The 26,803-nt window shown below is 53.1% G+C and carries 17 protein-coding genes and 4 pseudogenes; 7 read left to right on the plus strand and 14 right to left on the minus strand.

The features are described from left to right. Positions 1-167: 167 nt before the first annotated feature. Both ACU6TU_RS01675 and ACU6TU_RS01680 read right to left on the minus strand, forming a co-directional pair. A complete protein-coding gene (locus ACU6TU_RS01675) occupies positions 168-350 on the minus strand; it encodes a hypothetical protein (protein ID WP_447142871.1) in 183 nt (60 codons plus the stop codon). Between the two features lie 56 nt (positions 351-406). Then, a pseudogene (locus ACU6TU_RS01680) lies at positions 407-673 on the minus strand (transposase); the annotation flags it as partial. A gap of 132 nt (positions 674-805) precedes the next feature. Here ACU6TU_RS01680 and ACU6TU_RS01685 point away from each other — a divergent pair. From ACU6TU_RS01685 to ACU6TU_RS01700, 4 genes and pseudogenes are all read left to right on the plus strand, one after another. After that, positions 806-1,740, plus strand: a pseudogene (locus tag ACU6TU_RS01685) (transposase); the annotation flags it as partial. 393 nt (positions 1,741-2,133) lie between these two features. Continuing rightward, a complete protein-coding gene (ltrA, locus tag ACU6TU_RS01690; protein WP_447142872.1) occupies positions 2,134-3,555 on the plus strand; it encodes a group II intron reverse transcriptase/maturase in 1,422 nt (473 codons plus the stop codon). Between the two features lie 64 nt (positions 3,556-3,619). Further along, positions 3,620-4,249: pseudogene (locus tag ACU6TU_RS01695) on the plus strand (transposase); the annotation flags it as partial. A gap of 51 nt (positions 4,250-4,300) precedes the next feature. Next, a pseudogene (locus ACU6TU_RS01700) lies at positions 4,301-4,696 on the plus strand (transposase); the annotation flags it as partial. A gap of 13 nt (positions 4,697-4,709) precedes the next feature. On the opposite strand, the gene ACU6TU_RS01705 reads toward ACU6TU_RS01700, so the two are convergent. The 7 genes from ACU6TU_RS01705 to ACU6TU_RS01735 form a co-directional block, all read right to left on the minus strand. Beyond that, positions 4,710-4,916 (minus strand): tautomerase family protein, encoded by a 207-nt coding sequence (locus tag ACU6TU_RS01705; protein WP_447142873.1) that lies wholly within the window; start codon positions 4,914-4,916, stop codon positions 4,710-4,712. Between the two features lie 49 nt (positions 4,917-4,965). Then, the gene (locus tag ACU6TU_RS01710) at positions 4,966-5,859 is read right to left on the minus strand and encodes a DMT family transporter (RefSeq protein ID WP_447142874.1); all 894 of its coding nucleotides are present in this window, start codon (positions 5,857-5,859) and stop codon (positions 4,966-4,968) included. Further along, the gene (locus tag ACU6TU_RS01715; protein WP_447142875.1) at positions 5,856-7,193 is read right to left on the minus strand and encodes an aminotransferase-like domain-containing protein; all 1,338 of its coding nucleotides are present in this window, start codon (positions 7,191-7,193) and stop codon (positions 5,856-5,858) included. Before ACU6TU_RS01715 ends, ACU6TU_RS01710 begins: the two co-directional genes overlap by 4 nt. A gap of 3 nt (positions 7,194-7,196) precedes the next feature. Continuing rightward, positions 7,197-8,117: a phytanoyl-CoA dioxygenase family protein gene (locus ACU6TU_RS01720; RefSeq protein WP_447142876.1), complete on the minus strand. Its 921-nt coding sequence runs from the start codon at positions 8,115-8,117 to the stop codon at positions 7,197-7,199. A gap of 57 nt (positions 8,118-8,174) precedes the next feature. After that, a complete protein-coding gene (locus ACU6TU_RS01725; protein ID WP_447142877.1) occupies positions 8,175-8,687 on the minus strand; it encodes a VOC family protein in 513 nt (170 codons plus the stop codon). Positions 8,688-8,710: 23 nt separating this feature from the next. Then, complete coding sequence (locus ACU6TU_RS01730; RefSeq protein ID WP_447142878.1) at positions 8,711-9,802, minus strand: alpha-hydroxy acid oxidase; 1,092 nt, start codon at positions 9,800-9,802, stop codon at positions 8,711-8,713. Positions 9,803-10,260: 458 nt separating this feature from the next. Further along, on the minus strand, positions 10,261-11,688 hold the full coding sequence (locus ACU6TU_RS01735) for an aminotransferase-like domain-containing protein (protein ID WP_447142879.1): 1,428 nt from the start codon (positions 11,686-11,688) through the stop codon (positions 10,261-10,263). A 233-nt stretch (positions 11,689-11,921) separates the two neighbouring features. Here ACU6TU_RS01735 and ACU6TU_RS01740 point away from each other — a divergent pair, with 233 nt between their 5' ends. The 3 genes from ACU6TU_RS01740 to ACU6TU_RS01750 all read left to right on the plus strand — a co-directional run bounded on the left by ACU6TU_RS01740 (position 11,922) and on the right by ACU6TU_RS01750 (position 15,330). Then, positions 11,922-13,373: an NAD-dependent succinate-semialdehyde dehydrogenase gene (locus tag ACU6TU_RS01740; RefSeq protein ID WP_447142880.1), complete on the plus strand. Its 1,452-nt coding sequence runs from the start codon at positions 11,922-11,924 to the stop codon at positions 13,371-13,373. A 9-nt stretch (positions 13,374-13,382) separates the two neighbouring features. Beyond that, entirely contained in the window at positions 13,383-14,681 is a 1,299-nt protein-coding gene (gene gabT, locus ACU6TU_RS01745) for a 4-aminobutyrate--2-oxoglutarate transaminase (protein ID WP_447142881.1), read from the plus strand. A 418-nt stretch (positions 14,682-15,099) separates the two neighbouring features. After that, positions 15,100-15,330, plus strand: coding sequence for a hypothetical protein (locus tag ACU6TU_RS01750; RefSeq protein WP_447142882.1), 231 nt, complete (start codon positions 15,100-15,102; stop codon positions 15,328-15,330). 51 nt (positions 15,331-15,381) lie between these two features. Here the strand turns inward: ACU6TU_RS01750 and ACU6TU_RS01755 are convergent, their stop codons facing one another. The 5 genes from ACU6TU_RS01755 to hsdR all read right to left on the minus strand — a co-directional run bounded on the left by ACU6TU_RS01755 (position 15,382) and on the right by hsdR (position 26,728). Continuing rightward, complete coding sequence (locus ACU6TU_RS01755; RefSeq protein ID WP_447142883.1) at positions 15,382-18,630, minus strand: DEAD/DEAH box helicase; 3,249 nt, start codon at positions 18,628-18,630, stop codon at positions 15,382-15,384. After that, positions 18,627-19,985, minus strand: coding sequence for a restriction endonuclease subunit S (locus ACU6TU_RS01760; RefSeq protein WP_447142884.1), 1,359 nt, complete (start codon positions 19,983-19,985; stop codon positions 18,627-18,629). The genes ACU6TU_RS01755 and ACU6TU_RS01760 overlap by 4 nt, the downstream gene beginning before the upstream one ends. Next, entirely contained in the window at positions 19,982-21,643 is a 1,662-nt protein-coding gene (locus tag ACU6TU_RS01765; RefSeq protein ID WP_447142885.1) for an N-6 DNA methylase, read from the minus strand. The genes ACU6TU_RS01760 and ACU6TU_RS01765 overlap by 4 nt, the downstream gene beginning before the upstream one ends. A gap of 295 nt (positions 21,644-21,938) precedes the next feature. Next, positions 21,939-23,123: an AAA family ATPase gene (locus ACU6TU_RS01770; RefSeq protein WP_447142886.1), complete on the minus strand. Its 1,185-nt coding sequence runs from the start codon at positions 23,121-23,123 to the stop codon at positions 21,939-21,941. A gap of 65 nt (positions 23,124-23,188) precedes the next feature. Beyond that, positions 23,189-26,728, minus strand: a complete 3,540-nt coding sequence (gene hsdR, locus ACU6TU_RS01775) for a type I restriction-modification system endonuclease (protein WP_447142887.1) — start codon at positions 26,726-26,728, stop codon at positions 23,189-23,191. Positions 26,729-26,803 lie beyond the last annotated feature (75 nt).

Genomic DNA, 26,803 nt, shown 5'->3' on the forward strand with positions numbered 1-26,803 from the left:
TGAGTTAATCACACAGAAAGTCATCATTCCATAAAAATTTCTATAAAATAGACTAATGTCAACAATAATAGAGCTAGCTTGCTAAATAACGAGTGATAGTATCGAAATGCTTGGTAATGCCTTTATTTGTAAATTTATATTAAGCGCTTGTACCGTTGAAAGCACCTTCACACGCTGTTCAGCCATTTTTTCAGCGCCAGGCGCAGGCGGCGGACTTCGTGCAGCAGTGTCTCCCCCGAGAGCATGCCAACGCCCATGATCAGGCCGGTACGCTGGTCGTCGGGGGTGCAGGCAATGCTCAACGGGCGCATCACCAGTTGTTCTTTCATCAAGGCGTTAACCAGCGCCACATCGTTGACGCCATCTTCAAATTCAACGCAAAGGCTAATGGCGAGCAGAGAGGAGGGCGCTCACCACTTTTTCTCAGCGCCTCGCGAGTGACTTCCATCTCCAGTAGCGACTCGGCGAGCAGCTTCTTTAATCGGGTATTTTCAGTTTCGAGTTCTTTAAGTCGTTTGGCGTCCGGCACGCTTATGCCGCCAAACTTGCTGCGCCAAAGGTAATAGCTGGCTTCCGAGAAGCCGTGCCGACGGCATAGCACCTTGACGGGGAGCCCCGCTTCGGCTTCGCCTAGGAACCCAATGATCTGTTCTTCACAGAAACGCTTTTTCATGTCCAATCTCCTTTCGTAGGACCGGACTCTAAAGTGTAGCGCTACTCAATCAGGGGGTCCCCCGGTGTCAGGGTAGTTGTCGCCTGATTGGTTTTACCCTAACGAAGTCCCGAGGGCGGTTAGAGTACTGTGATGCCACGTTATTCCCCAGAGCGCAAAGAGGCACTGCTGAAGAAGCTGTTACCTCCACACAATTTATCTGTTGCTGAAGTAGCTCGGCAAGAAGGTATTTCCGATGCCACCCTGTATGCTTGGCGTAAACAGGCTAAGTCAGGAGGCGCTGCGGTGCCCGGAGATCAAACATTAACCGACAACTGGTCGGCTGAAGCTAAACTAGCAGTGGTCATCGAAACAGCCACCTTTTCCGAGATAGAGCTGAGTGAATACTGTCGTCGCAAAGGCCTCTATCCTCAGCAGGTTAAGGCCTGGAAGGCTGCCTGCTTGGCGGGCCAGCAAACTACCAAGGTACAACAGCAGGCAGAGCGAGACCAAGCCAAAGCTGACAAGAAGCGCATTCGCCAACTCGAGCGTGAACTTAATCGTAAGGAGAAGGCGTTAGCGGAAGCGGCTGCGTTATTGGTGCTGAGAAAAAAGCTCAATGCCTACTGGGACGACGACAGCGAGGACAGTTAACTTCGTTGCCAGAACGGCAAATGTATGTCGAATGGCTCACTGAAGCCATCACTCATGGGGCTCGCAAGAAACCTGCGTGCAGCGAACTGGGTATTAGCTTGCGGACGTTCCAGCGCTGGACGGCTGAGGGCGAGGTAAGGCCCGACGGACGCACAACCGCACTTCGCCCAGCACCGGCGAATGCGCTGTCTGAGGAAGAGCGTCAGGCTATTTTAGCCCTCTGTAACAGTCAGGAATTTGCCCACTTGCCCCCGAGTCAGATAGTGCCTCGTTTAGCGGATCAGGGCCGATACATTGGATCCGAGAGCAGCTTCTATCGGGTACTGCGTGCGGCTGATCAACAGCACCGTCGGGGTCGTTGCCAGCCGCCTCATCGGCACCCGGCGCCGACAACACATAAAGCGAGCCATCCTAATCAAGTGTGGTCATGGGACAGTGTGCCGCAGAGGCACCGGAGAATGACCGCAAGGATGCGGGAGTTTTACTGAGCCATAAGCTCAGCAAGAGATGGTGGAGGGCCCACCGGAGTCGGCTGTCGGAAGCAGGCTCCAAACCAGCCCAAGCTGCAGGCATTAAGAGTGCTTGTGGTGAGCATTGGGTCAAAAGGCTGCACAGTGATGCAGTCAGGTGTGATATTGAGAGGCGAGCGAGAGCGAACCCATGATGACGTGCCGAAAACCATACGTGACATCAAAACCGGGGGCGTGTCCCATCCTCGGGATGAGCTTGCGGGTGTATTCCGAATGCTGCGCAAGTGGTGTCCGGCATAAAGTGGGCGCGACTCAATATCAGGCTCTTGCTGGGAACTGCGGGAACCAGTCATCGTGATGTTTAAGGGAGAAGGTACAAGTGGCGACCACCACAAGGCCGAGAGTACCGAGGCACGATACTGGGACGGAGCTGCTCGTAGTAGTGACGAAGCTTCTGTAATGGAGGTGGAGCGAAGGGGCAGCGTCAAGCCGCCTGAGCGTCGGTCTCAACTGCAAAGGCAGGAGGAGGGTCGGTGTCAGGCAAAACCATACGACATTGATAAGTGGTTAGTTGTAGAAGCTTACAATCGGGTCAAAGCCAATGCGGGATCTGCCGGTGTAGATCGACAGTCCTTGGAAGACTTTGACCGTGATCGCAGGAATAATCTCTATAAACTCTGGAACCGAATGTCTTCGGGCAGCTATATGCCGCCCCCGGTTCGTGCCGTCTCAATCCCAAAGAAATCAGGAGGTGAGCGGATACTGGGCATTCCGACCGTAACGGACAGAATCGCCCAGATGGTCGTCAAACTTCAGTTTGAACCCGAGGTAGAACCACACTTTTTGGAGGACTCTTACGGGTATCGGCCGGGAAAATCGGCGATACAGGCGATTGGAGTTACTCGAAAACGGTGCTGGCGTCATCCGTGGGTGCTGGAATTTGATATCCGTGGTCTATTTGACAACATTCCGCATGAACTCCTGCTGAAGGCGATTGATCGTCACACTGCGAATCCCTGGGTGAAGTTATACATCCGACGATGGTTAACAGCACCATTGGTACACGCGGACGGTCGAACGGATGAGCGTGACAAGGGCACGCCGCAGGGTGGCGTTATCAGCCCTTTATTGGCCAATCTCTTTTTGCACTACACCTTTGACCGGTGGATCAGTCAGCATTTTCCAGCCATTGAATGGTGTCGGTATGCTGACGATGGACTGCTTCACTGTAGCACTCAAAGGCAGGCTCGATTCCTGCTGCATAGTCTGCATGAGCGGTTCAGGGAGTGTGGGCTTGAGCTACATACAGAGAAAACCAAGATTGTTTACTGCCAAGACCACCGTAGAGCCAGTAACCATACGCACACATCTTTTGACTTCCTTGGCTACACGTTCAAGAAACGAGTAGTGAAGGGTCGTTCTGGAGAACTCTTCCTGGGATTTTGTCCGGGAATCAGTCGGCCTTCCATCCAGGGAATCATTGAGAAAGTACGGAAATGGCGAATAGGGCAGCGAACAGACCTATCCATCACAGATATCGCTGGCTTTATTAACCCTTACCTGCACGGTTGGTGGAATTACTATGGGCGTTACTATCGGTCATTGATGTATCGGGTGGCGCGCTACGTAAACCAACGACTGGTCAGGTGGGCTATGCGAAAGTTCAAGCATCTTCGAGGACGGAAGAAGAAAACGATTGCCACACTTGAGCGGCTGGTGAAAGTGCGCCCGAAGCTGTTCGCGCACTGGTCGCAAGGAATGTCGGGTGCGTTTGCTTGATGGGAGCGGTGTGAGCTGAGAGGTTCACGCACCGTTCTGCGAGAGGCTGAGGGTGAAATCCCCTTGGTCTACTCACCTCACGTATTTACCCTCGCCGGTGCGAGGTCAGTATTACTATCTGTATCTGATCGAAGATATTTACAGCCGCAAAGCCGTTGGTTGGGAAGTACACACGGCAGAGTCTGGCGACGAGGCAGCGACCTTGCTACAACGCAGTGTTCTTGGCGAGAAATGCCTACACACTCCGCTGGTGCTGCACTCTGATAATGGTGCTCCTATGAAGTCGGTCACCTTGTTAAGCAAGATGCATGACTTGGGTGTGACGCCTTCACGGGGAAGGCCGCGGGTCAGTAATGATAATGCCTTCTCAGAGGCATTGTTCAAGACGCTGAAATACTGCCCACAGTGGCCGACAAACGGCTTTGCAAATCTGGACGATGCGAGGGCCTGGGTAAGAGACTTCATCTGTTGGTACAACACCGAGCACCGGCACAGTCGGATAGGCTTCGTCACGCCAGCAGAACGCCATCAAGGGCTTGATAAGGATATTTTGGCCAAACGTCATGCCTTGTATCAGAAGGCCCGAGCCGCCCAGCCGGAACGTTGGTCAAAAAAGACGAGAAACTGGCAGCCTGTTGGGCCTGTGACACTCAACCCTGAAAGGCTTCAGGTAGCGCAGAAGGAAGCGGCATAAATGAATGGTCTACGCGACAACTACGTTGACAAACACCGGGGTGAGGTCGGCCGAAGACTAAACGTATTAGGGTTCCTCAGCCGAGCCGGAAAGCTTGTTTACCCTAGCACCAAGAAATCGGTGACGGCCGAGACCGTCATCGAAGCCTTTGACAAGTTTGTGGCTCAGAAAGCCCCCGACACCTTCGCCGTTGTGGTGCTCGACAATGCCAGTATGCATCGCTCCATGGCCTTCAGAAGAAAAATAGTGGAATAGATGTCGCATCGTGTGTACCTGATCTAACTATCAGCTTATTCGTCGGAGCTGAACCTAATTGAGGTTTTGTGGAAGCAGATGAGGTACGCATAGCTGCCGTTAAGCGCCTATCTTTCGTTTGACCGCCTCTGTAATGAGGTCCATCGCCTACTCAGCAGCTACGGAGTTTGTCATGCGATTAATTTTGAATAAGCACTTAATTAACCTAGAGTTTGCTTTTAACTTTTTTTATATCTGTGTTTAGCAGACCTGCTTTACCCCAGCTTTGATCGTCATAATCTTGTAGAAAAATAGTTACAGATTCTGGTTTGACGCCATAGCTTTCGATAAATGCTTCAGTAATCTTCTTGATGAGCTCACGCTTTTGCTCCAACGTACGGCCTGGAGATTGAGCGATAGTAACTACGGGCATAAGTTGCTCCTTAATTCATGTTAGATACAGGGAAAAGTTGTTAGACTTTCTATTTTGGTTGTGTCCACGGTCGCCACCCTGACTTGGAAAGCATCAAAAAATTTCCGAAGATGATAACGCCAACGCCAGAGAAAGTAGTTGCATCCCAGTGAAAGTCTTCAAATATTGTGGAAATTAGCATCGCTACGACGGGGAAAGCCACCATACAATACGCAGCATTATTGATGCCAATTTTATCTATCAATGTCAAATAGATCGTGAACCCGAGTACGGATGCGAAAATCGAGAGGTATAGTAAACTTAGAATATATTGATAAGTAAAATTAAAGTTAAAAGGCGTGCCTATGGCGAAGACAGCTAGCAAAAGTACCAGAGCCCCATATACCATAGAGTAGCCGTTACTGGTTAGAGGAGTAATTCCCCTAGCGCTGTTTCGAATAGATATCATATTACCAAATGAAAAAATCATTGTGCCTAATAAAGCGAATAGCATGCCAGTTAAAAAATCCTCACCGAAGGTTAGCTCAGCCATCTCACGCGAGAATAAAAGAATAATGCCCGCCACTCCAAAAAACATTCCATAAAATTCATTTTTTAAAGTTTTTTGTCTTAAAAAAATCCAGCGATTGATACTATTAAAAAGCAAAACAGTGGAAAAAATGATAGCAACAATACCGCTGGGTATATATTGTGTGGCATGATAAAAGCATAGAAAGTTTAAAGAAAAAAAACAAAATCCCTGTCCAAAAAACCAAAAATGGTCAATAGGTTCGGTTTTTTGTAATTTTTTTAAAAAAATTAAGCTTGATAAAATTATAAGGGCTGAAATTATGAAACGATATAAAATGGATATTAGTATCTGTACTTCCCCCAACTGCATTTGAATAGCAATCCATGACGTTCCCCAAACCATAATGCAAGAAAAGTAAAGAAAAATGGTCATATGTACTTATCTCCTTTACCCTGCAAGCAAGCATCACTAAGTGAGTGTGTAGCTATGCATTCTTTTATAAAGCCGCTCAATCTAATAACACCTTCGCTGAGCTCCTCTGGTGTTAAATAACTGAAGGAAAGCCTTATTTCATTGGATTCTTTAGGTGGTGTGTAAAATATTTCCATTGGTGACCAAAGAACACCATGCTCCTCAGCGGAGGTTTTGAGCATCGCCAAATTAACTATAAACGGAAGTTTCAGTACTAGAAAAAATCCACCATAAGGTTGATTCCATGATATTTTTGATCGTAAGCACGAGCCCTCAGGAAAACTTACTTCTAATTGGTGTAGTAAATGCTTCAAGTTGTTAAGGTAAAAATTTATTTGTGTTTTGCAGTGATGTCGAAGATCACCTCGGCACTCCAATATTACCCCGCCTACAATCGCTTGACTGATTGGCGAGGTGTTAAGTGTCAACATGCTTTTTATCTTAGTTAATGCTAAAGCCAATCGTTTAGAAACAATGAAACCTACGCGTACTCCAGGAAATAGTGTTTTAGAAAATGAGCCTATGTACGCAACGTGATCGTTATATGTGTCAAATGATTTTAAAGTTGGATTGAGGGCGCTCTCTGATCCGAAAATTCCATACGGGTTATCTTCTAATAAGGTTACGTTGTAAGTACGAGAAAGGCTGACCAGCTCAATGCGCTGATTCAGTGGTAGCGATACGCTGGTGGGATTGCAGAAGTCAGCATTAATATAAATTGCTTTTACTTTTTTTCCCTCTTCTTCTATGGCTTCAATTTTTTCCTTAATTTCGCTTATTTCAACACCATGTTCATAAATACCAAATGTTTCAATACGAATATCCAGTAATCTTGCAGCGCCAACAATGCCTACATAAACAGGCTGCGGAACGAGTAAAACATCGAGGGTGTTTGAAAAAAGGGCACGTAATAATAGTATCATTCCTTCTTGGGCGCCAGAAGTAACAACAATATCTTCTGGACAGCAAGTAAAGCCCTCTGTTTTATACAGCATGTCGGTAATGAGTGCACGTATATGACCTTCCGATGGGCCATATTGATACAGTTGAGTAATTATATCTTTCTTAGAGCGGTGCTCGTTCTGTAAAAGATGATTGATGTATAGGTCTATGTAAAAATTGATGTCATCGGTTTGAAGTTCTTTTTCTATAGGACGGCCAGGGGCGAATGAGATAGCTTCAGGATATTGACTAGCAATATCATTAAGAAAAGTCATAGTGTTTAAACATGGGTCGGTTAAAGAAGAATGCAGTATAAGTTCTTCTTGACTGCCCTGATGAGTCAATGCACTCATATCTTAACCCTTCCAGATTTGTGGACAGAAATCTGGATCGGTGTAATCCGGGTTGCCTTCATAGTCTATACGGCAGAAATAATCGTTATTATATTTTAGTTTTGAGCCATCGGCCAACATGTGTTGCTTGTAACTATTGCTCCCGTCTTGTAAATGCAGAGAAATAGAGACTCTATCTATATCGCTGTAGTTTGGAGCGCTACCATGAAAGGTGTTACAGTTGTGAAAGCTGATATGACCGCGTTTGCTAATCATAGGAATTTTTCTTACTGCGTCTTCATTGAGTTGGGCAGTTTCTTTCAGCATGGCTTGTAGTTCATCTACGCTGCGGCTCCCAAAATGTTGAGTTATGCTGTCATCGGCGTCAAGCTCTCGCCAACGATTGCTTCCATCAATCATTTGCAGCGCGCCCATATTTTCATAACAGTCATGAAAATTTATAAATGCCGTAAGAAGATTGTTTGAAGTGCAGGTGGACCAATAGTGAGCATCTTTATGCCATGGCACCACAGGACGGAACATTCCCTCTGCCTGAAACTCTCCTCGAGCTGGCTTGGTGATGAGGGCACTATTCCATATTCTTATTTCGTCTGTTTGTGCTAGGCGTGCTGCGATAGCCCCAATGATTGGTTTTGTTAATAGTTTTCGAAAGGTGTAGCTTTCATAGTGAACATAGTCGTTATTGCGGGCAACATTACCATCTTCTGGAACCCAATAAGCTAAGGTGGGAGGTTTTGTTGGTAAGTGTCTATCTCTTTTTCCGTTATAGTAATCACGGCTTTCCTGAACGAAGGCTTCAAGCTCGTCATCGGTGAAAACCTTATCTGTTATGAACCAACCGTGCTTTTGATAAAAAAGTACGTCTTCGTCACTGGGTAAGAGAGCCTTTTCTTGCTCACTTAGTGTGAATTTATTTGTAAGCATATCGCAATCCCTTGCATATTTTAATTTCGATAAAATTCTTGCATGTTGCAAAAATAATTAATAAGAGTTACTTGCTTCAAGTTGCCGGAAAAGATCTTCGACGTTTTTTTCCGAGAAACCCTCTTCCTCATTTCTTTCAATGAACTCAATCATAACTCCAGAGTTAATGCAGCGAACGGTGAAGCGCTGAATTAGGTCAGGCCCTTTGATAACTTCGGTGCTGAAAGATAAACCTTCGCTTTCTAACTCTTTGCATACACCTTCCACATTATCCACCTCAATGGCAATATGTTGTGGACCAGCTCCGTATTCTTTAATAAATCGAGTTATTTGAGAATTTTCATCTGCGCCTTCCAGTAACACAAACTTAATCGGACCAGCTTCCATTACTGCAGAATTCATTGCACTACGAGCTCCAGTCGTAGTCATACGGTCGCTGAGCGTAAATCCGATCATGCTGTAATAGCTAATGGCTTTCTCAAGATCTAGTACTGCAATCGCAACATGATCAATCTTTCGCGCTTTATGCTTAAGCATTAGGCTTGAAGTGGTGTCGCAGCTATTAATCATAAGTGTTCTCCATAACACGTGGCTTATTCGGTCCAAATAATTTCATTATTGATTTCTGCAAGAGAGGAACATCCGCAGAGGTGCATGCTGAGTTCTAAATCTTCTATAAGCTGTTCTAATATTCGCGTTACTCCTTGCGTTCCTTCAGCGGCAAGGCCCCAGAGAGCTGGACGGCCTACGCCTACAGCATCAGCACCTAAAGCCAGAGCCTTAAGAACATCTGTGCCACTGCGAATACCACCATCTACGATAATCGGTATTGCGCTACCTAGCCGTTGGCGAATATGTGGCAACATACTAATAGCGGAAACATGGTGGTCGAGTTGGCGCCCACCATGATTAGAAAGGTAAAGAGCATCAACTTCGTGCTGCAGAGCAATTTCCGCATCCAAAGGGTGCGATATTCCTTTCAATATCAGTGGAATATTAGAATGGCTCTTGATCCATTCTACATCTGCCCAGCAAATCGTAGATTCCAGCTTTTCTGCGACGAAGGACTCTACTCCTGATGCTTCTATAACTTGGGTACGCTGATGCCGTGTTTTTGCTTGGAAGTAACTTTCATTTCTATATTTACTTACCTCGAATCTATTTCGTCGATCACGCAGCCGCGCCCCCATGAGTGGAACATCTACAGTAAAAACAAAAGCGCTGCAGCCAGAGTCTTGTGCTCGCTGCATAATATCTCTACTAAACTGGCGATCTTTATATAGATAAAATTGAAACATAACCGGCGTGACTGAATGCTCACACACGGCTTCCAAAGATATATCTGACATAGTGCTGAGAACAAAGGGTATTCCAGCTTGATTCGCAGCTGTTATTGTTGCGAGTTCCCCCTCAGGGTGAACAAGTTTGTGATGTGCACTTGGGGCTACAAGAAGAGGAGGCACTGGGCATCCCTCTCCAAGTATTGGGGCCAAACGAGTAGTGAGAGAATCTACTCTACATACGCCCCGTAAGACTCTGGAAATAAATTTCACACGTTTCAATGCGTGAATGTTTTCTCGTAGTGATTGCTCACTCCCTGCTCCTCCAGCGATAAAGTCATAAACCTCTGCTGGTAAGCGGCGCTTTGCAAGCAATTCCCAGTCTTCTATACAAACTGGCTCCATGTTTTTCCTTTTTTGATTACAGTAATTGTTAAATTTGTTTTTCGAAAAAAACTTTAAATAAAAAAATGCTAATTTATTTTTTAATGATAAATGGTGCTTGCTTATTGGTCTGTACTATATTTCTTAAAAATATGTAAGTTATTTCTTACAAAGTGTGGGTAGAAATATACTAAACTCGGCTTATTCATAATGGTGATTGTTGAGCTGTTAGTACCTTGAGTTGCCTGCTGGCATCGGTCTTCGGCAGTTGTATGTTTGGCGCTAGGCTCTGCTGACCGATGCCAAAGTGCAGCGTTTATCTTCGCTATTAATAATATCGTGGCATTGATATCCGTCATCAGGGCTGCCATGTCTACCAGCCACCACTGTAACTGTCTTGTTCTTGCCGCAGTTCAGATGCTCAATGATTGATTAATGATTCCACGGCGAGTAACGCGTTTTTTATGCTATAAAAATATTCAATTAAGTGTTTTTTTCAGCGCCTGGCGCAGGCGGCGGACTTCGTGCAGCAGTGTCTCCCCCGAGAGCATGCCAACGCCCATGATCAGGCCGGTACGCTGGTCGTCGGGGGTGCAGGCAATGCTCAATGGGCGCATCACCAGTTGTTCTTTCATCAAGGCGTTAACCAGCGCCACATCGTTGACGCCATCTTCAAATTCAACGCAAAGGCTGATGGCGTGGCTGGGCAGAGAAATGCGTTTCACCTGGGGCAGGCTGCTTAACAGGTCATGCACGACCTGTTGGCGGCCCAGATATTCACGGTGAATACGGCGGCACCAGCTGTCCAGATGGCCATCAAACATAAAACGTGCCAGCACCGCCTGATCCAGCATTCGGCCTTCGCGGAACAGCTCGCTGCGCAGGCGGTTGATCGACGGCGCCAGGTGCCTGGGCACCACCAGATAGCCCAGCCGCAGGCCGGGAAACATGATCTTGGAAAAAGAGCCCACCAGAATATGGCGCTCAGAGCGTGTTTCATATAACAGATTGTTGTGTGCCTGCTGACCGAACTCGTAATCATCCTCGATCACATACGCCGGGCTTAACGCCTGGCATAGTTGGCGTTTTTCTTCCAACTGGGTCGGCACGCTGAGCGGATAATGATGCCCGCCCATCAGGTAGGCGATCTGGGTGGGCAACGGCGACTCAGGCAGTTCATGCCCTTTGCCCGGCCACCAGGGAATCATCTCCAGCTGACAATCGAAGGCGGTGAAAATCTTGCGGGCTCCCCAATAGCTGGGCGACTCAATGGCCACCCGGTCGCCGGGGTCGGTGAGCGCCATGGCACAGAGCTGCAACCCGTTATGAGTGCCGTCGGTAATGATGATCTGGTCGATATCGCAGTCAAGGTGTCGCCAACGCTGCAGGAAATCACGAATGGCGCGTTTCAGCGGGCCATAGCCGCCGGTGGAGTAGGTCAGCAGCAGAGTGTTCTGCGGCACGGTGACGCTGGCATACAGCTCCCGCCATTTACGCATCGGAAACTGCGCAATATCCGGCACGCCCGGCATGAAGGAGCCGGTTTGCACCAGGCTGGCGCCCGGCCCTTCCAATGCCTGTTTGGCGCGCTCGGAAAGCTGAGTGTTGATAGGCGGCAGGCTAACCGGCTCTACCGGCTGGCGTGTCCAGGTGCCGCGCCCATGCGCCGTGGTCAGCAAACCTTCCTCCACCAGAGTGGCAATGGCCTGGGCCAGGGTATGCCGCGCCACACCAAACGCCGCCGCCAACTGGCGATGCGAGGGCAGGCGCGTACCGTCCGGCCACTGCTGAATTGCCGCGTGGCGTAGAGTCTGTTCAAGGCGAACCTGTTTGCTCAAGTGGCGGGACTGTTGAGCGTAGTGCTGCTCAAGCGGCAGGAGAGCTGCCGAAGGCGTGATGGATTTCATGGGCCGAACCTGCTGCGATGCGCGCGATTGCCACATCAGTGTAATCCGTTCCAGCCAAACCACCAAAAGTGGTCTGGTTGAACGGGAAAGTGGTTCATTCGCCTTTGCCTTCAGGAGTGCTAGCGTTGCCGCATACGTTTATGCATCACAAAGCGAGCGCGTAAATGAATCGCTGTTCCGCGCCGCTAACGCTGACCAAACACATGAATAAAATAATCTGACAGGAGAGCACCATGGGATTTATCGATCAGTGGCTCAAAGACGACGTTCCAGGCCTGGTAGGCGGTGAGTGGCGCCAGGGCCGCGAAACCTTCGGCGTAGACAACCCGGCAACCGGCGAAATCATTGCCCGTGTAGCGGATATGAGCGCCGATGACGCACGCGACGCGGTTGCTGCCGCTTACGACGCTGGCAACGCATGGCGCAAGACACCCGCCAAGCAGCGCCACGCCGTGCTTCACCGCTGGTTTACGCTGATCATGGAGCACGCCGATGATCTCGCTCGCCTGATGACGCTGGAACAAGGCAAACCGCTGACTGAAGCGCGTGGCGAAGTGACCTACGGCGCGTCTTTCATCGAATTCTTCGCGGAAGAAGCCAAACGCATGGCCGGTGAAACCCTGCCCAATCACGCCGCCGACAAACGCCTGCTGGTGTTTCGTGAGCCGGTGGGTGTCGTGGCCGCCATTACGCCCTGGAACTTTCCGCTGGCCATGATCACCCGCAAATGTGGCCCGGCCCTGGCCGCCGGTTGCACCGTGGTGATCAAACCTGCCGAAGCTACGCCACTTACCGCGCTGGCCGCTGCCTATCTGGGGCTGGAAGCGGGTCTTCCGCCGGGCACCATTAGCGTGGTGACCTCGCGCCAGCCTGCCGCCGTGGGCGAAGTGCTGACCACCGACCCACGCGTTCGCAAGGTGTCGTTCACCGGTTCAACGCCGGTCGGTAAGTTCCTTATGGCTCAGTGCGCCAGCACCGTCAAGAAAACCGCCATGGAGCTGGGCGGCAACGCACCCTTTATCGTCTTTGATGATGCCGACGTGGATGCCGCTGTTGCAGGGGCCCTGGCATCCAAGTACCGCAACGCCGGGCAGACCTGCGTGTGCACCAACCGCTTCCTGGTTCAGGACGGCATTTACGACCAGTTCGTTGCCAAGCTGACCGAGCGCGTTGAAGCCCTTCAAGTGGGCAGTGGCCTTGAAGATGGCAACACCATCGGCCCGCTGATCAACCAGGCGGCGATCGACAAGGTTCAGAGCCATGTGGATGACGCGGTTAGCCAGGGCGCGCGCCTGATGTGCGGCGGCAAGCCCCACGCGGCAGGGGAGCGCTTCTTTACCCCCACCGTGCTTGCCGATGTGACGCCGGACATGTTAGTTGCCAGTGAAGAAACCTTTGGCCCGCTGGCACCGGTGTTCCGCTTCACCAGCGATGAAGAAGGCATTGCAATGGCCAACGATACGCCCTTTGGCCTGGCGGCGTATTTCTATGCCAGCGACTACCGGCGCATCTGGCACACCATGGAAGCGCTTGAGTACGGCATGGTGGGCGTCAATGAAGGCATTATTTCCACTGAGCTTGCGCCCTTTGGCGGCGTGAAAGAGTCAGGGCTGGGGCGTGAAGGTTCCCACCACGGCCTGGAAGAGTTTACTGAACTTAAATACGTCTGCGTCGGCGGACTCTGAGAGTTGAAAATGACCAATCAAGAATTGAACGAACTCAAAAACCGCTTTGTCGCCAGCGGCGCAGCCACCGCCACCACCCAGTTTGTTGATCACGCCGAAAATGCCGAGCTGTGGGACGAAGATGGCAAACGCTGGATTGATTTCGCTGGTGGTATTGGCGTGCTTAACCTGGGTCACCGCCACCCCAAAGTGGTTGCTGCTGTAGAAGCACAGCTGAAAAAAGTCATGCACACCTGCGCTACGGTAATCTCCTACGCGCCCTACGTGCAGCTGTGCCAGAAGCTTTGTGAACTGGCGCCGGTACGCGGCCCGGAACGCAAAGCCATGCTGGTCAATACCGGTGCGGAAGCGCTGGAAAACGCCGTGAAAATTGCCCGCGCCGCCACTGGCCGCACCGGCATCATCACCTTTGACGGTGCTTTCCATGGCCGTACCATGATGACCCTGGCCATGACCGGCAAGGTGCTGCCCTACAAGAACGACTTCGGCCCCATGCCGGGTGATGTCTTCCGCGCGCCGTTCCCCAACCCGATCCACGGCATCAGCGAAGAAGACTCCCTCAACGGCCTGCGCAAGTTGTTCAAGACTGATATCGCACCGCATCACACTGCCGCTATCGTGATCGAGCCGGTACAGGGAGAGGGCGGTTTCTACATTGCCTCACCCGCTTACCTGGCCGCCCTGCGCGCCCTGTGTGACGAGCACGGCATTCTGCTGATTGTTGATGAAGTGCAGTCTGGCTTTGCGCGCACTGGCAAGCTGTTCGCGCTGGAACACAGCGGCGTTGAAGCCGACGTGCTGACCACCGCCAAGAGCCTGGCCAACGGTATGCCGCTTTCTGCTGTGGTCGGCAAGGCCGAGGTGATGGATGCCTCCGGTGCCAACTCGCTGGGCGGTACCTACAGCGGCAACCCGCTTTCCTGCGCAGCGGCACTGGCCGTGATCGAAGCGATTGAAGAAGAAGGCATTCTGGCCAAGAGCCAGGCAATGGGTGAGCTGCTGGGCAAACGCTTTGCGAGCTGGGAAGCGCGCTTTGCCGCTGTTGCCCATGGCCGCCACCTGGGTGCCATGGCCGCGTTCGAGCTGGTAGATGCGCACGGCAAGCCTGACCCCGCCATGACCCAGGCGCTGTGTGCCAAGGCTCGTGAGCACGGCCTGATTCTGCTGTCCTGCGGTTTCTACAGCAACAGCATCCGTATTCTGGTGCCGCTGACGGTATCGGCGGAGGTGCTGGAAGAAGGTCTCGGTATTATCGAAGCCTCGCTGGAAGCCCTCACCGTACGTGAGGAAGAAGCGCTGGAAGCCTGATCGTAGGTAGTGCGCCTGAGTCGACGCCCTTCCTGCTGTTGGACATACTTCTTCCTCAGTGCATGTTTTGATGGAGAACGCCATGTTCAAACGCCAGGAATGGGCGTCGCTGCTAGGCGTATATTTGATTGGGTGCTTTGCTTTACGCGTTGTTGTTGACACCGGGATCCACGTCGGCTGGGCGATTTGCATGGGTGCGTTTCATCCTGACAGGGTTGGCGTTGGCCAACCCTGGATAATCTGCTTTCGCTTAAGTCGCGCTGGAAAGTCTCAGTAACTTCAGATGATTGTGCGTTGCTGAGATTTATCACTGCTGAAAGAACAGTTACAGCTAAGACTGTGGAAAGGGCGTTCGAGGCGTAAATGGACGAAAGGCGAGCCAGGTGATGATGCCCTGGCTCTCGAGTAACCCAAGCTGATGATGCGCGGCGCACACCTTCTGGTAGACAGCGGCATCTTTGAACGCACTGAGCTGGTTCACCAGATTGGCCTGCCGCTAGAGACGATTGAGATGCTGTGTAACTTACCTCCAGGTTACCTAAGCGTTCAGCCTGACGCTGCAGACAACGTAGTGCCTCTCAAACCCAAGCGTGATCCGGCAAGGTCTGGCCGGGCGAGGCGAGCGGATGTGTTGCCTTTCCCGCAGTAAGATGATCGTAGCGACTCATTGCAAGTGTTCAATAGAGTTGCACTCTGAGCGTTATGCCGTTTCTTGGACAAGCAGCTCCTGAGCATCGGAAAAGTACTTCTTACCTGCCCATATATCAGTACTGCCTACTACGTATACTCGCTTTTTGGCGCGTGTCACAGCTACATTCAGCAAATTGGGCTTGCTAGATGCCCATTCGGCAGCGCCGGGTGACGCACTCGATAGCCCCAGCACCAGAATAACGCTGTCCTCTTCCTTACCCTGAAAGGTATGGACCGTTCCTACACGTGCCTTGAGCCAACTACGGAGTTTGCTCTTGCCACCGAACGCGTTGGCGTCCAAAGAGTGCTCTAACTCCGTCCTTACGCCCCGAGCCACTGCCTTGAAAGGCGAGATCACATAGACACTCGGGAGCTCTCCGGTTTTGTCGATATGGCGCTTGAGCATATCGGCAACCTTTGCCGCCTGAGCGGGAACGAAGTGCTTCTCTTTGCTCTCACCGACGATATCGAACCAGCGACTGTCCCCCGGCCCGGGTGCCAGGCCCTCGCTACCATGTAGCATCTTGTCGTTATAGGCGATGCGATTGGCAATGCTGAACATCGGCTCATCACACCGGCGGTGTACCCGCAATGGACTGCCGACCCAGAGTTCCTCGGAAATTTCGTTCGTGCCGTAGGCGTTGGCACGGTCAGCGACAACCTGAACCGAGGTCAGCGTGGGAGACCATATAGACCAGTCATCACCCAGCATCGTATCCGCCATTGCCTCGACCAATGGCGCGGGTACCGTAAAGACCGGCTCGATCTGCAGCGGGTCGCCCACCACGACCGCACGCCTGGCGCGCCAGAGGGCACCTACAGCCTGCTGCGGCGAGGCCTGCCCAGCTTCATCGATAAACAACCAGCCGAGATCTCCTTCATTGAGCGCCTTGAACTGGCTGGCGAAGGAGGCAAACGTCGACGATACCACCGGCACGATCATGAAAATCATCTGCCACAAGGCTTTCACCCCGGCGTGGTCATCGACCTTGCCGTTCAGCAGCTTCATCACTGAGCTGATCGTTAGCCAAAGTTGATTTTTCTTGTCGGCGTAGGCGGCCACAAGCCACGCCTGATGCAGTTCGAACGCGCGCGCGGTCAGCTGTCCTCGGGCCTCGTTGAGTGCCTTGCAGTGGCCAAAGGACGTGCGCTGCACCTCGGCCGTGTCCAGATCCAGCGTCTCATCGGGCAGCAGCACGTCCTGATACCTAATTTCAAGGGTGTGACACGCCTCCCGCTCAGCGTTCAGCCGTTTCTCGAGCGATGCCAGGCGCTGTTCACTCACCTCGGCCTGTTGAGCGGCACGCCGCTCTCGCTGGGCAAGCTGTTTGAGTTGGGCGCGGTGGCGGCAAGACGCCGTGATGGGCCAAAGCGCCACCTTGGCCGCCTGTCGCTTGCCTCGCCAAAGCGCCACTCGGCTTGCCAGACGGCGGTCGATTTCCGTCCGGCGGCGGCACTCCTCGGTTTGACGCGCCAACTGGTTCAGTGCTTGTAGCCGGGCGATATCCTGATGGATTGCCTCGATGTGCGCCTCTGCCGCCTTGAACGCACGCTGTGCGGCGCGAAAGTCTTCAAGCGTATCGCGCCCGTCGGCGAGCGCCTTGAGCGCGGGCACCAACGTCCTGTAGTGCTCGGCCTCACCTTCGGCCTCGCACTGAGCTATAGGCTTGAAAAAGACCCGCTCGCCAAAGGTTGTGCGGTTGCTTTTGTTACCAAGCGCCGTGGCGATCAGTCCCCAACACTCTTTTTCCGGCGATAGTGCATCCACGTGCAGATCGCCCTCGCGGCTTTCGTGGGTAGCCGCCAGTTTTTGGCCCACCGGCTTCAAATACGAAAGCTCACGGTACGCCGCGCCCAGCGCCTCGGTTTGCGGCAGCTCCTGAGTGACGTTCTCCACCGCGGCGTTGTTGCTGGACGCCACCACCATTTCGAACCCGGCAAGCTCGGGAATCAGCGTCTTGATCGACGTCATCTGATCATCGACCTTGGCCTTCAGGTCCTCGCCGAAAGCCGCTTCGGGTGACGCGAGTGAGGCCAGCACTTCGGCGCGCTTGACCACGTTGCGAGCGACCAAATCGCGCAGCATGGTGGTCTTGCCGGTACCGGGCGGGCCGTTGACGGAATAGAGGCCGCCGTCTGCCAATTCCTGGTCGATGGTGTTGATGGCGAACTGCTGCATCAGGCTCATCGAGCGATCATCCTCGCCCGGCCAGCGCCCGGCAGGCATACGTTCGGGCATGAGCCGCGTCATCAATAGCGAGCGGCCTTCGGGCAGCAATAGATCGGGGTGGCGCTGCGCGTCACCCGACAAGTAGCGCGCCAGCGGCGAGCCTGAGGCAAGTCCATCGGGGGCCAGCGCGCCAGTGACCCGCTCGAGATCGCGAATGAAAAAGCTGTTCAGGATGGCTATTTCATCGGAGCGATCAACCTCACGCCTCTGATCAGCCTTGCTGGTCTCGGGTGGCGCCTGTCGAGACGCTATCTCAGACTCGAAGGCCGCAGGCAACGACTCAGCCAGCCTGTCCAGCCTTTCATGCGTCATCGGTGGGCGTTGTGCTTTTTCCCAGGCCTTGGCGCGATCGCCCCATATCTCAAACGGTTGAACATACACTGCAGGCATACTGCTCGAGCAGGCGGTGAACGGTGTCCAACTGCTGATTGTCTTGAGCATTTCGATCAGCTCGAAGGTCGTCAGCATTGGCGGCAGGTCGTAGGCGTGCTTGACGTTGTTGGCTACGGTCACGATCGCGGCCAGCCTGTCCTGAAATTGCCGGGTAGCCATTTCGAATGCCTGCATGGTCACTGCATCCAGCCGCTTCTGCATTACCTCGCCCAGCGCCCAGGGCGCGGTGGAAAACTCGAAGCTTTCGGCGTCAATGTAGCCATACTCATCGACCATCACCGTCATCGAGCAACTCTGACCCTCATCGGCGTTGCGTTCCTCCGAGCCCTCGGCGCTTTCCGGGTAATAGTCACGCGCGATACGAAATATCTCGCTTCGAGGAAACACCCCCAGATACAGCCTGAACATATAGGGTTTGGTGGGCTCGTGCGATGTGCTCGCACGTCTTAACTGTTCTCGGTTCAACCACGGCAGGCACGCAGGAAACGTTGCAAGCTCCTCGTGTGAGTACTGGATCGCGCTTCTGGCACCTTCTTCCAGCTCCTTCAAATCCGGGGAAACAAAAAACTCGACCTTGTGCCAGAACGGCAGTATACGCTCAGCCTGCGTGGTTGAGATCGTAGAGTGGGACGTCATGTCGTGGCCTTCCTCCTTGTCCGTTTTATAGGCGCTTTTGCCGCACGTTCTTCCTTAATTCGCTCCAACAACGCCTCGGCTGAGTTTTCGCCGCTGATCAGCTCGGGGTTATCCTTGCGCCACTGCTCGGTCAGCTCGCCGCGAAAGGCCTTGGCTAGTATCGACTGGGTGAGGTTGTTGACCCGCGCCAGGGCGTTATTCACCTGCTGCTCAATGCGCTCAGCGTGGGCGAAGAGTTGGTTCACGCGGCGGACGATCTCCGACTGTGCTTGAACCGGAGGGATTGGAAATTCTAACGACTTCAGGATTTTTAGATTGACTCTGGGTCTAGTGACGCCTTGCACATGCTCTTTAATTTGCGCATAGGAATATTGTGAAGTGAGCAGATACAAGACAAACTCTGGCAATGCTTTTTCCTGATCAATTCTTAAACAGAAACAATCTGCTTTATTTATGAACCGAAGTGTCTCAAATGGGAATAGGCAGGCGCGAATCTCCTCGTCCACAAACGACGAAAACAATAGGTCATTTTTCTGAAGCTTATTTTTTTCCAGCGTCAGGTACTTTTCCTCACTTATGAAAGTCTCCTTAGATTGGTCAAAACTAAGATGCTTAATATTCTCTAGCCGAACCACACCTACACCATCATCTGTGTAATCTGATGATTTCAGTTTTGAGCCAAAAGGCCCATCGAAAGCGGTAGCGCAGAGGTTGGAAAGTTTTGTCAGCGGCCAGCTTCTATCATCAAGTTCTCCATCCTCCTTCAACTTCCCACTCACTGCCGCTGCCAGTACGGATTGGCGGAAGCGTTTGAGGCTCTGCGGGATGCGCTCAAGGCGGGCTTGGGTGGTTTCCACCTGGGCCAGCAGGGTATCGAGCTTATCGGCGATGGCTTTTTGTTCGGCGAGGGGAGGGAGTGGAAACGGCATTCGTCTCATGTTGGCTTGCGTCAGCTTTAAGCGTGTCCCTCCGTTAACATATTCCTGATAGTCAAATTGATTCAGGAAATGCAGTAGGAAACGATTGCTCGTCACCCCCTCAGCAGCTTTTAATACATGGGCATGATTATTTACCCAAGTTTTACCGAACAACATGTAGGCTTTAGGCTTTCTTGGATCTAAAAATGGTACGCCGTCCTCGCCAAGTGCAACTAATTCTTCATCAAACAAGTAATCATCAATTTTTCCAACTTCACCAGTTGCACCGAAATACGGGTAGAGTTGATTCGGCGACTTGTTTTCAATTCGCCTCTGACGGTCCTTGTTATTTACTGGAATTCGTTTTGAGTCCAGGATGTCAACGCATTCTTCTAGGGTGGTGTTGCGCCAATAACTCTGAACAACAGAAAAGCTCATGAGTTGCCTCCTCCAAGCACTTGTTGAGAAAGCACCCTAGCCCCATCAGCCTCTTCCTCAGCCCCAAGTTCCCGCATCAGGGCATCCAGTTCGCCCAGCGCCTGCACCAGCTCGCCCATGGCTTCACCAGCCAGCACCTCTGGCGCGGGGAGGTTGGCGGCATCCACGCTGTCGCTGTCTTTCAGCCAGCTGATATCCAGCGAATCGCCCTTGGTGTCGCGAATCCATTCTCGGCTGAAACAGCGCCAGCGGCTGTGCAGCATGCGCTCATCCACGCCCTGGTTTTCATCCGTGGCTTTGGTGGCTTCCGGCAGTTCTATCTTGTCTGAATGAAAGCTGTATTCGCCTTCCTGGCGCGGGTTGTCGCCATTGGGGCTTTCGCCAAACACTACCTCAAACGGCTTGAGGTGCTGCTCGCCAAAGGGCGTGCGCTTGCCGAAGCTTGGCATATTGGTGCGCAGGTCATACACCCAGACGTTTTCCGTGCAGCGCTCTTCCTGATACTTGTCTGCCGCGCTGCCTTTGGTAAAAAACAACACGTTGGTTTTCACGCCCTGGGCGTAAAAAATGCCGGTGGGCAGGCGCAGGATGGTGTGCAGGTTGCACTTGTCCATCAGGTCGCGGCGCACCTCGGTGCCCACACCGGCTTCAAACAGGACGTTATCCGGCAGCACCACGGCAGCGCGGCCACCGGGTTTCAGGTTGCGGTAGATATGCTGCAGGAAGGCCAGCTGCTTGTTGCTGGTTTTATAGGTCAGGTCGTCGCGGGTAATGCTGGCATCGCCGCCTTTGCTGGTGCCAAAGGGTGGGTTGGCGAGGATGATATCGGCCTTTTCAAGCCCGGCACCGGCCTGGCCGAGGGCGTTGCCCAGATGCACCACGCCTTCGTCGTCGCCTTCCATGCCGTGCAGCAGGCAGTTCATCAGCGCCAGGCGGCGGGTGCCGGGCACCAGCTCAATGCCCACATAGGCGCGGGTGGCCTGAAAGTTTTTCTGCTCGCTGGTCAGGTCGTAAAGGTCATCGGTGTGGGCCTTGATGTACTCGTGGGCGGCAATCAGAAAGCCTGCCGTTCCCGCTGAGGGGTCCTGAATGCGCTCGCCGGGCTGGGGTTTCAGGCAGTTGACCATGGTGTTGATCAAGGCGCGTGGGGTGAAATACTGCCCCGCGCCGGATTTGGTCTCGTTGGCGTTTTTTTCCAGCAGGCCTTCGTAGAGATCCCCCAGGCCATCTTTCTGGGCGCTGAACCAGTCAATCTGATCCAGCGTCTTGATCATCTGTTCCAGGTGGCGCGGCTCGCGTAGGCGGGTCTGGGCATCGGCGTAGATGGCGCTGATCAGCGGGTCGTTATGTACCTGTACCTCGATCGTTTTAGTGGGGTCTTTGGCATCGGCCATTGTTCGCTTTCCGGTGGAAAGTGCGCGCAGGATATCTTGATAATCTCGTAGCAGATTGACGCCGGATTTGCCGTTCAGATCGCTCCAGCGGCAGCCCTCCGGCAGCGGATGCTTTTTCAGGGTGCCAGCTTCGGTGTTCTCATGCACCATCTTGATAAACAGCAGCATCACCAGCTCAGTGACGTAATCCGAGTAGTTGATGCCTTCATCGCGCAGCACGTCGCACAGGTTCCAGAGTTTCTGGACGATATCGTTGTGGGTCATGGGGTTCCGGTGTTTTTTAAGCGCGCCCAAGGAACAGCGCTACATGTATAAAAAGTGGCAAAATCTTTGCACGTTGTGGGCGACATGTATAGAAAAGCCGATTTTCTATACATGTCGGCTGACCTATGTCGAAAAAAGCCCAAAAAATCGACATAGGTTCACGCTATGTCGATGGCATAAACATAGCGCCTGTTCGCTTTATGGATTGTGCGGAACTAGTGCTCTCCTTACAGCGACCACTGATGGATTGGTAGTTTCTTCGAGAACCGCTCTGGGAAACAGCGCGGTATAGGCGTCACAGCTCCGGCGTAGCGCCGAGCGCTCCCGCCATATATTTGGCGTAAAGGTTATCATCGGCTCGAAGGCCTGCCATATCGTCCAGGCGCCAGGCTTCACTTTGCTGGTTGCGCTTTTCGATCAGGTATATCTGATGTTTCTGCAGCAGGTTCAGTACCTCAGGGGTATGACAGGTGAAGATCAGCTGCGCCTGATGCGGGTTGGTATGGTCAAACTCAAACCATTCCAGTAGATGCGGGATCAGGTGTGGGTGCAGGTCGTTGTCGATTTCATCGATCACCGCTACGCCGCCATGTTGCAAGGTACGCAAAATAGGCTCCAGTAAAACGAACGCCGACTGGGTACCGCTGGACTCCTCAAAGAAGGGCAGCTCAAAGGTTTGGCCATTGTCGGTGGCATGCAACCCAAAAGGAACAAACACAGGCTCTTCCCGTCCGGTTTTATCGCGTGCTGTGAGCTTTCTTATTTCAACACTGCTGAGCCCAAGATCGAGCTCACACATGGCACCTGACATCCGTTGGAGCAAGTCAGGTGCCTTCTGATACTTTTCAGCTGCGCCCAAAATATCGCCATGCTGGAAATGCTGGCGTCCTGTGCTCACCACATTGCTCTTTATATGTTCAAAGAACTCAACAAAAGGTTTTGCTTCAGCAATATCGTAGCTGTGCGCAGCGCTGATCAGTGACGCATTACCACGCAGTTTTTCAGCCTGCGCCTTGGGAAACGGGAAGCCTTTATGTTTAAAGCGGTACCCCTGCTGGTTTTTTTCACGCTTGAACAAATAGCTGTATTGGGCGCTTGTTTTTTTATAGAGCGCCTCGGAAATGACCGCTTGAGGAGTCAGTTGCAGCTGGTAACGGTAGTCGACGCCATCCAACATAAACTCAAGCTCAAAATGGCTTGGGGAATCGGTATGGAGAAGATGTGCTGCAAAGGGGATATCCCCCTCAGGGTCGCCACCCAGGAAGGATTGGTCGATAAACCAGCTCAGAAAAGCCAGTGGCTTCAAAAATTGGGTTTTGCCCGAACCATTCGCGCCGACGATGGCGATGGCCTTGTTGAAGCGCTCGCCATCTACGCTGATGTCATAACCTGAAGGCGTGGGCTTCTTGCCTAGACCAAAATCAATCATCGTCTCATCGGCAAAGCTATAAAAATTGCTGAAGCTTAGATTTTTTATCATATAAATGCCAAATCAACGGAATCTTGTTGATTGTGCGCCTTTATGCCTGACCCTTCAAGCGTTGGTTAGCCAGTATTAGGCCACATTGCTTCGTTCAATTCCTCCAGCACGCTATCCAGCTGCTCGCCGAGTATCTTGTCCATCTGTTTGGCGCCGCCGTTATCGGCAAAGCGCTGGTTGACGAATTCCCGGTCGATGATCACTTCGTGCACCAGTTGCTTGGCCAGGCGCTCCAGCCATTTGCGCTGGTTGGGGGTCCAGTTGTGCTGGGTGAGGATGGCGTCCATGGCGTTGGCCACGCGCTTTTCGAAGGGAATCAGCGCTTCACCCAGGGCGGCGCGGCGGATATAGCCGATAATGCTGGCGGCGATGTCCTGGTTGGTCTGGTTGCGCACCGCGCTTTGCAGGCGGGCTTCGGAATAGCCGTGGTTATCCAGCAGCAGTTTGATTTCCCGCAGCTGTTCCCGGGTGAGGTCGCGGGGTTTGTTGACCACCACCGCCAGCGCGGCAGACTGGTTGAGCTGTTCCTTGATAAAGCGGTTAAACGCGTCCAGGTAGTCTTCCGGTTTGGCATGTTTGCCATAGCTCTGGGTGCGCTCGCGGATTTCGTCTTCATGCTCGGAAATGATCGGCAGGTGGTCGCTGCCCACCAGGGATTTCACCTCGGCCAGCTGGTTCAGAAGGCCGCTGTGCTGCTTGATGAAGGCTGAGGCCTGGCGCGGGCCAAGCTGGTGCAGGTGGCTGTGCAGGGTTTTCGGCTCCACGCCCCAACTCTGCTCCAGCTCATCGAGTTTCTGCTTTAGCTTCGGGCGGCTTTCGGCTTTGTTATCTGCCTTGCGCAATACCCGCATGACTTTCTGGCTGAGCTGGCTGAGTACCACATCCGCCTGGCTTTCATCGGCCTGTTCGCCGGGGCTGGCCAGCGCTTTTTCCAGCTGTTCGTCGTCGGTCAGCTCACCGGTCAGTTGCTCCAGGGTGATGTTGGGGTCTCTCACCAGGGGCTTCATGGTGTTGACATCCTGCAGGGCGGCGTAGATATCCACCGGGTCGTAGATGCGGAACACCGTCTTGCCGATCTCATCACAGCGGCGGGTGGCGCGGCCGATCATCTGTTCGTACAGGATGCGTGAACGTACCCGGCGCATGAACACCAGATGGCAGATGCGCGGCACGTCGATGCCGGTGGTGAGCAGGTCCACGGTGATGGCGATATTGGGGTAGCGCTCGTTCTTGTAGCGGCGGATCAGCTGGCCCACCTTGTCGCTCTGGCCGGTGATCTTGGCCACGGCGGCTTCGTTGTATTGGCCGTTGTAGAGCGCCTTGAAGGCGGTATCCAGCAGGCGTTTGACCATATCCGCGTGAAGGTCGGTGGCGCAGAAGATCAGGGTCTTTTCATCGCCAAAGGGGTCCAGCTCCTGAACCAGCTGTTCGCAGATCACCCGGTTGAAGTTTTCGCTGATCACCCGGCGGTTGAAGGCATCTACTTCGAAGTTGAGCTCGTCTTCAAGCTCAGTGGTGTCCACTTCGCCGGTGCGGGTGTTGATGACGTCTACCGGCTTGCCTTTCTCAAAGGTGATGCCGCTCTGGGTCAGCAGGGTTTCATAGCGGATGGGCGGCTCGTGGTCGATCAGCCAGTCGTCCGCCACCGCTTCCCGGTAGGCGTAGGTGTAAACCGGTTTGCCGAAAATCTCGCTGGTGTGCCTGGCTGGGGTGGCGGTGAGGCCGATTTTCACCCCGTCGAAGTAATCCAGCACCCGGCGGTAACTGGACAGGTACTGGCGGGTGTCACGGGTGGCCAGTTCGCCTTCGGTCATTTCCTGATCAAGGGTGTAACCGCGGTGAGCCTCGTCAATGATGATGCAGTCGAACCGGTCGATCGGTGGCGGCTCATCGCTCATGAAAATGCGTTTGACCATGGCCTGCACGGTAGCGACCTGAATGCGGGTTTCCGCTTCCGCCGCCATGTCCCCAAGCTCCGTAACATTGTAGATTTTGCTGAGGGGGTGGTTCTGCTCCAGTGGTACTTCCTTGAAGGTATCGTTGGCTTGCTGGCCAAGCGCGGTACGGTCAACCAGAAACAGAATGCGCTGAAAACGCTCGGCTTTCAGAAAACGGTACATCAGGCCGGTGATGGTGAGGGTTTTGCCGGTGCCGGTAGCCATGGCTAAAAGCGCCGTGCGCACGTTACGGGCCAGCGCCTCCTCGGTGGCGATAATGGCCTTCTGTTGATAGTCGCGCAGTTTCAGGTAGCCGAAGGGCTCCGCCTGTAAGCGCTGCTCGGCGCTTTCCCTGTCGCGCTGGAGCATATCCAGCAGGCCACTGGGACTGTGGAAGGCCTGCAGATCTCGGCTCAGGTGGCCAAGGTCGCGTACATCCCGAAACCAGGTGCCGGAATATTCCGCCAGTTGCGGAATGTGGGGGCGCCCGTTGCAGGAGTAAACAAAAGGCACCATGTAGTGGCTCTCGTCATCGGCAGGCCAGGCGATGGTGCGGCCCATCAATTCCCAGGCACCGACGAGCGGGGCTTCTACCTTGAAGTCTTTGCTGTAGCGTTCGGCCTGGCGAATCTTGCCCGCCACGTTGGTGTTTTCTTTCTTGGCTTCCACCACGGCAATCGGCGTTAAGCCTGCAAATAGAACGTAGTCGGCCCGGCCCCTTTCTTTCTTTTGTGAAGAGCCGCCATTGTGGTTTGTTGGCCATTCGGCAATTGCCCGGTTGCTGCCTTTTTCCGGGCGGGCGCCTTTCTGGAAGGTGATGTCCTGGCTATCGGCTTCCCAACCGGCTTGCTGCAATTGCTGATCAATCAGGATGCGCGTGACTTCTTCACTGAGTACCAGAGTGTCCGCGGCGGCCTGGGTTTTTCTGGCGACCTGCTGGCGCTGTTGGCTAACGTTTTGTTCGTCCTGCTGGGCGAGCTTTTGTTGCAGGGCGCTGATTTTCTGCTCGTAGGCTTGTTGCTGCTGCGCCAGTATCTGTTCGTGCTGACGGGCCTGTTCGGCCAGGGCGCGGGATTCCTCGTCCATGGCGACGGCCAGGGCTTCGTATTCAGCTTTTTCTTTCTCGATCAGCTGGCTGAGCTGCTGGCTGCTGTCGAGTTCCTTGCTGGCCTGCTGCAGCTCGTGACGAAGCTTTTCGATATCGCTTTGCAGCTGAATTAACTCGGCGCTGGGGTCAGTAGGCGGAATAAACGGGCCGGGTTTGAAGCCGTTACTGGCTTTACCGAAAGAGGCATGAAACCAGATGGCCAGGTCGCGGGCGACCCTGAGACCACTCATGGCTTCTTTATGCTGAGTGCGGAACTGGTGAGTGGCCTTGTTGCCCTCAATACGCAGAATATGAAATAGCTCTTTGATCTGCGGTTCCAGACGTAATTCACGGTTCAGGCGGTAGAGCAGCTCGGATTGACTGGTCTGCTCATCAAACTCGATACCGGAAAGAGCCGCCAGATGCTGGGCCATGGCTTCGCCTAGTTGGCGCAGTTTGATCAGAGCGGTGTTGGGGTCACTGGAAAAGGCGCGCTCGGAGGATTCGGCCAGTTCTACCAATAGGGCGTCATGCTCGGCGAGAAAGGCAAAGTTTTGTGATGTCGGTTCGCTGGCTGGCACACACGGCTCCATTTCCTATGGCATTGGTCCATTACCGAAGGCTCAGCCCCCAGTGGATGTGGCTAACCTGAGACT

The organism is Halomonas sp. LS-001 (assembly GCF_052983955.1).

Coding starts and splice junctions, on each gene's coding strand:
- ltrA (WP_447142872.1), top strand. CDS start 2,134: ATGTTTAAGGGAGAAGGTACAAGTGGCGACCACCACAAGGCCGAGAGT.
- ACU6TU_RS01705 (WP_447142873.1), bottom strand. CDS start 4,916: ATGCCCGTAGTTACTATCGCTCAATCTCCAGGCCGTACGTTGGAGCAA.
- ACU6TU_RS01710 (WP_447142874.1), bottom strand. CDS start 5,859: ATGACCATTTTTCTTTACTTTTCTTGCATTATGGTTTGGGGAACGTCA.
- ACU6TU_RS01715 (WP_447142875.1), bottom strand. CDS start 7,193: ATGAGTGCATTGACTCATCAGGGCAGTCAAGAAGAACTTATACTGCAT.
- ACU6TU_RS01720 (WP_447142876.1), bottom strand. CDS start 8,117: ATGCTTACAAATAAATTCACACTAAGTGAGCAAGAAAAGGCTCTCTTA.
- ACU6TU_RS01725 (WP_447142877.1), bottom strand. CDS start 8,687: ATGATTAATAGCTGCGACACCACTTCAAGCCTAATGCTTAAGCATAAA.
- ACU6TU_RS01730 (WP_447142878.1), bottom strand. CDS start 9,802: ATGGAGCCAGTTTGTATAGAAGACTGGGAATTGCTTGCAAAGCGCCGC.
- ACU6TU_RS01735 (WP_447142879.1), bottom strand. CDS start 11,688: ATGAAATCCATCACGCCTTCGGCAGCTCTCCTGCCGCTTGAGCAGCAC.
- ACU6TU_RS01740 (WP_447142880.1), top strand. CDS start 11,922: ATGGGATTTATCGATCAGTGGCTCAAAGACGACGTTCCAGGCCTGGTA.
- gabT (WP_447142881.1), top strand. CDS start 13,383: ATGACCAATCAAGAATTGAACGAACTCAAAAACCGCTTTGTCGCCAGC.
- ACU6TU_RS01750 (WP_447142882.1), top strand. CDS start 15,100: ATGATGCGCGGCGCACACCTTCTGGTAGACAGCGGCATCTTTGAACGC.
- ACU6TU_RS01755 (WP_447142883.1), bottom strand. CDS start 18,630: ATGACGTCCCACTCTACGATCTCAACCACGCAGGCTGAGCGTATACTG.
- ACU6TU_RS01760 (WP_447142884.1), bottom strand. CDS start 19,985: ATGAGCTTTTCTGTTGTTCAGAGTTATTGGCGCAACACCACCCTAGAA.
- ACU6TU_RS01765 (WP_447142885.1), bottom strand. CDS start 21,643: ATGACCCACAACGATATCGTCCAGAAACTCTGGAACCTGTGCGACGTG.
- ACU6TU_RS01770 (WP_447142886.1), bottom strand. CDS start 23,123: ATGATAAAAAATCTAAGCTTCAGCAATTTTTATAGCTTTGCCGATGAG.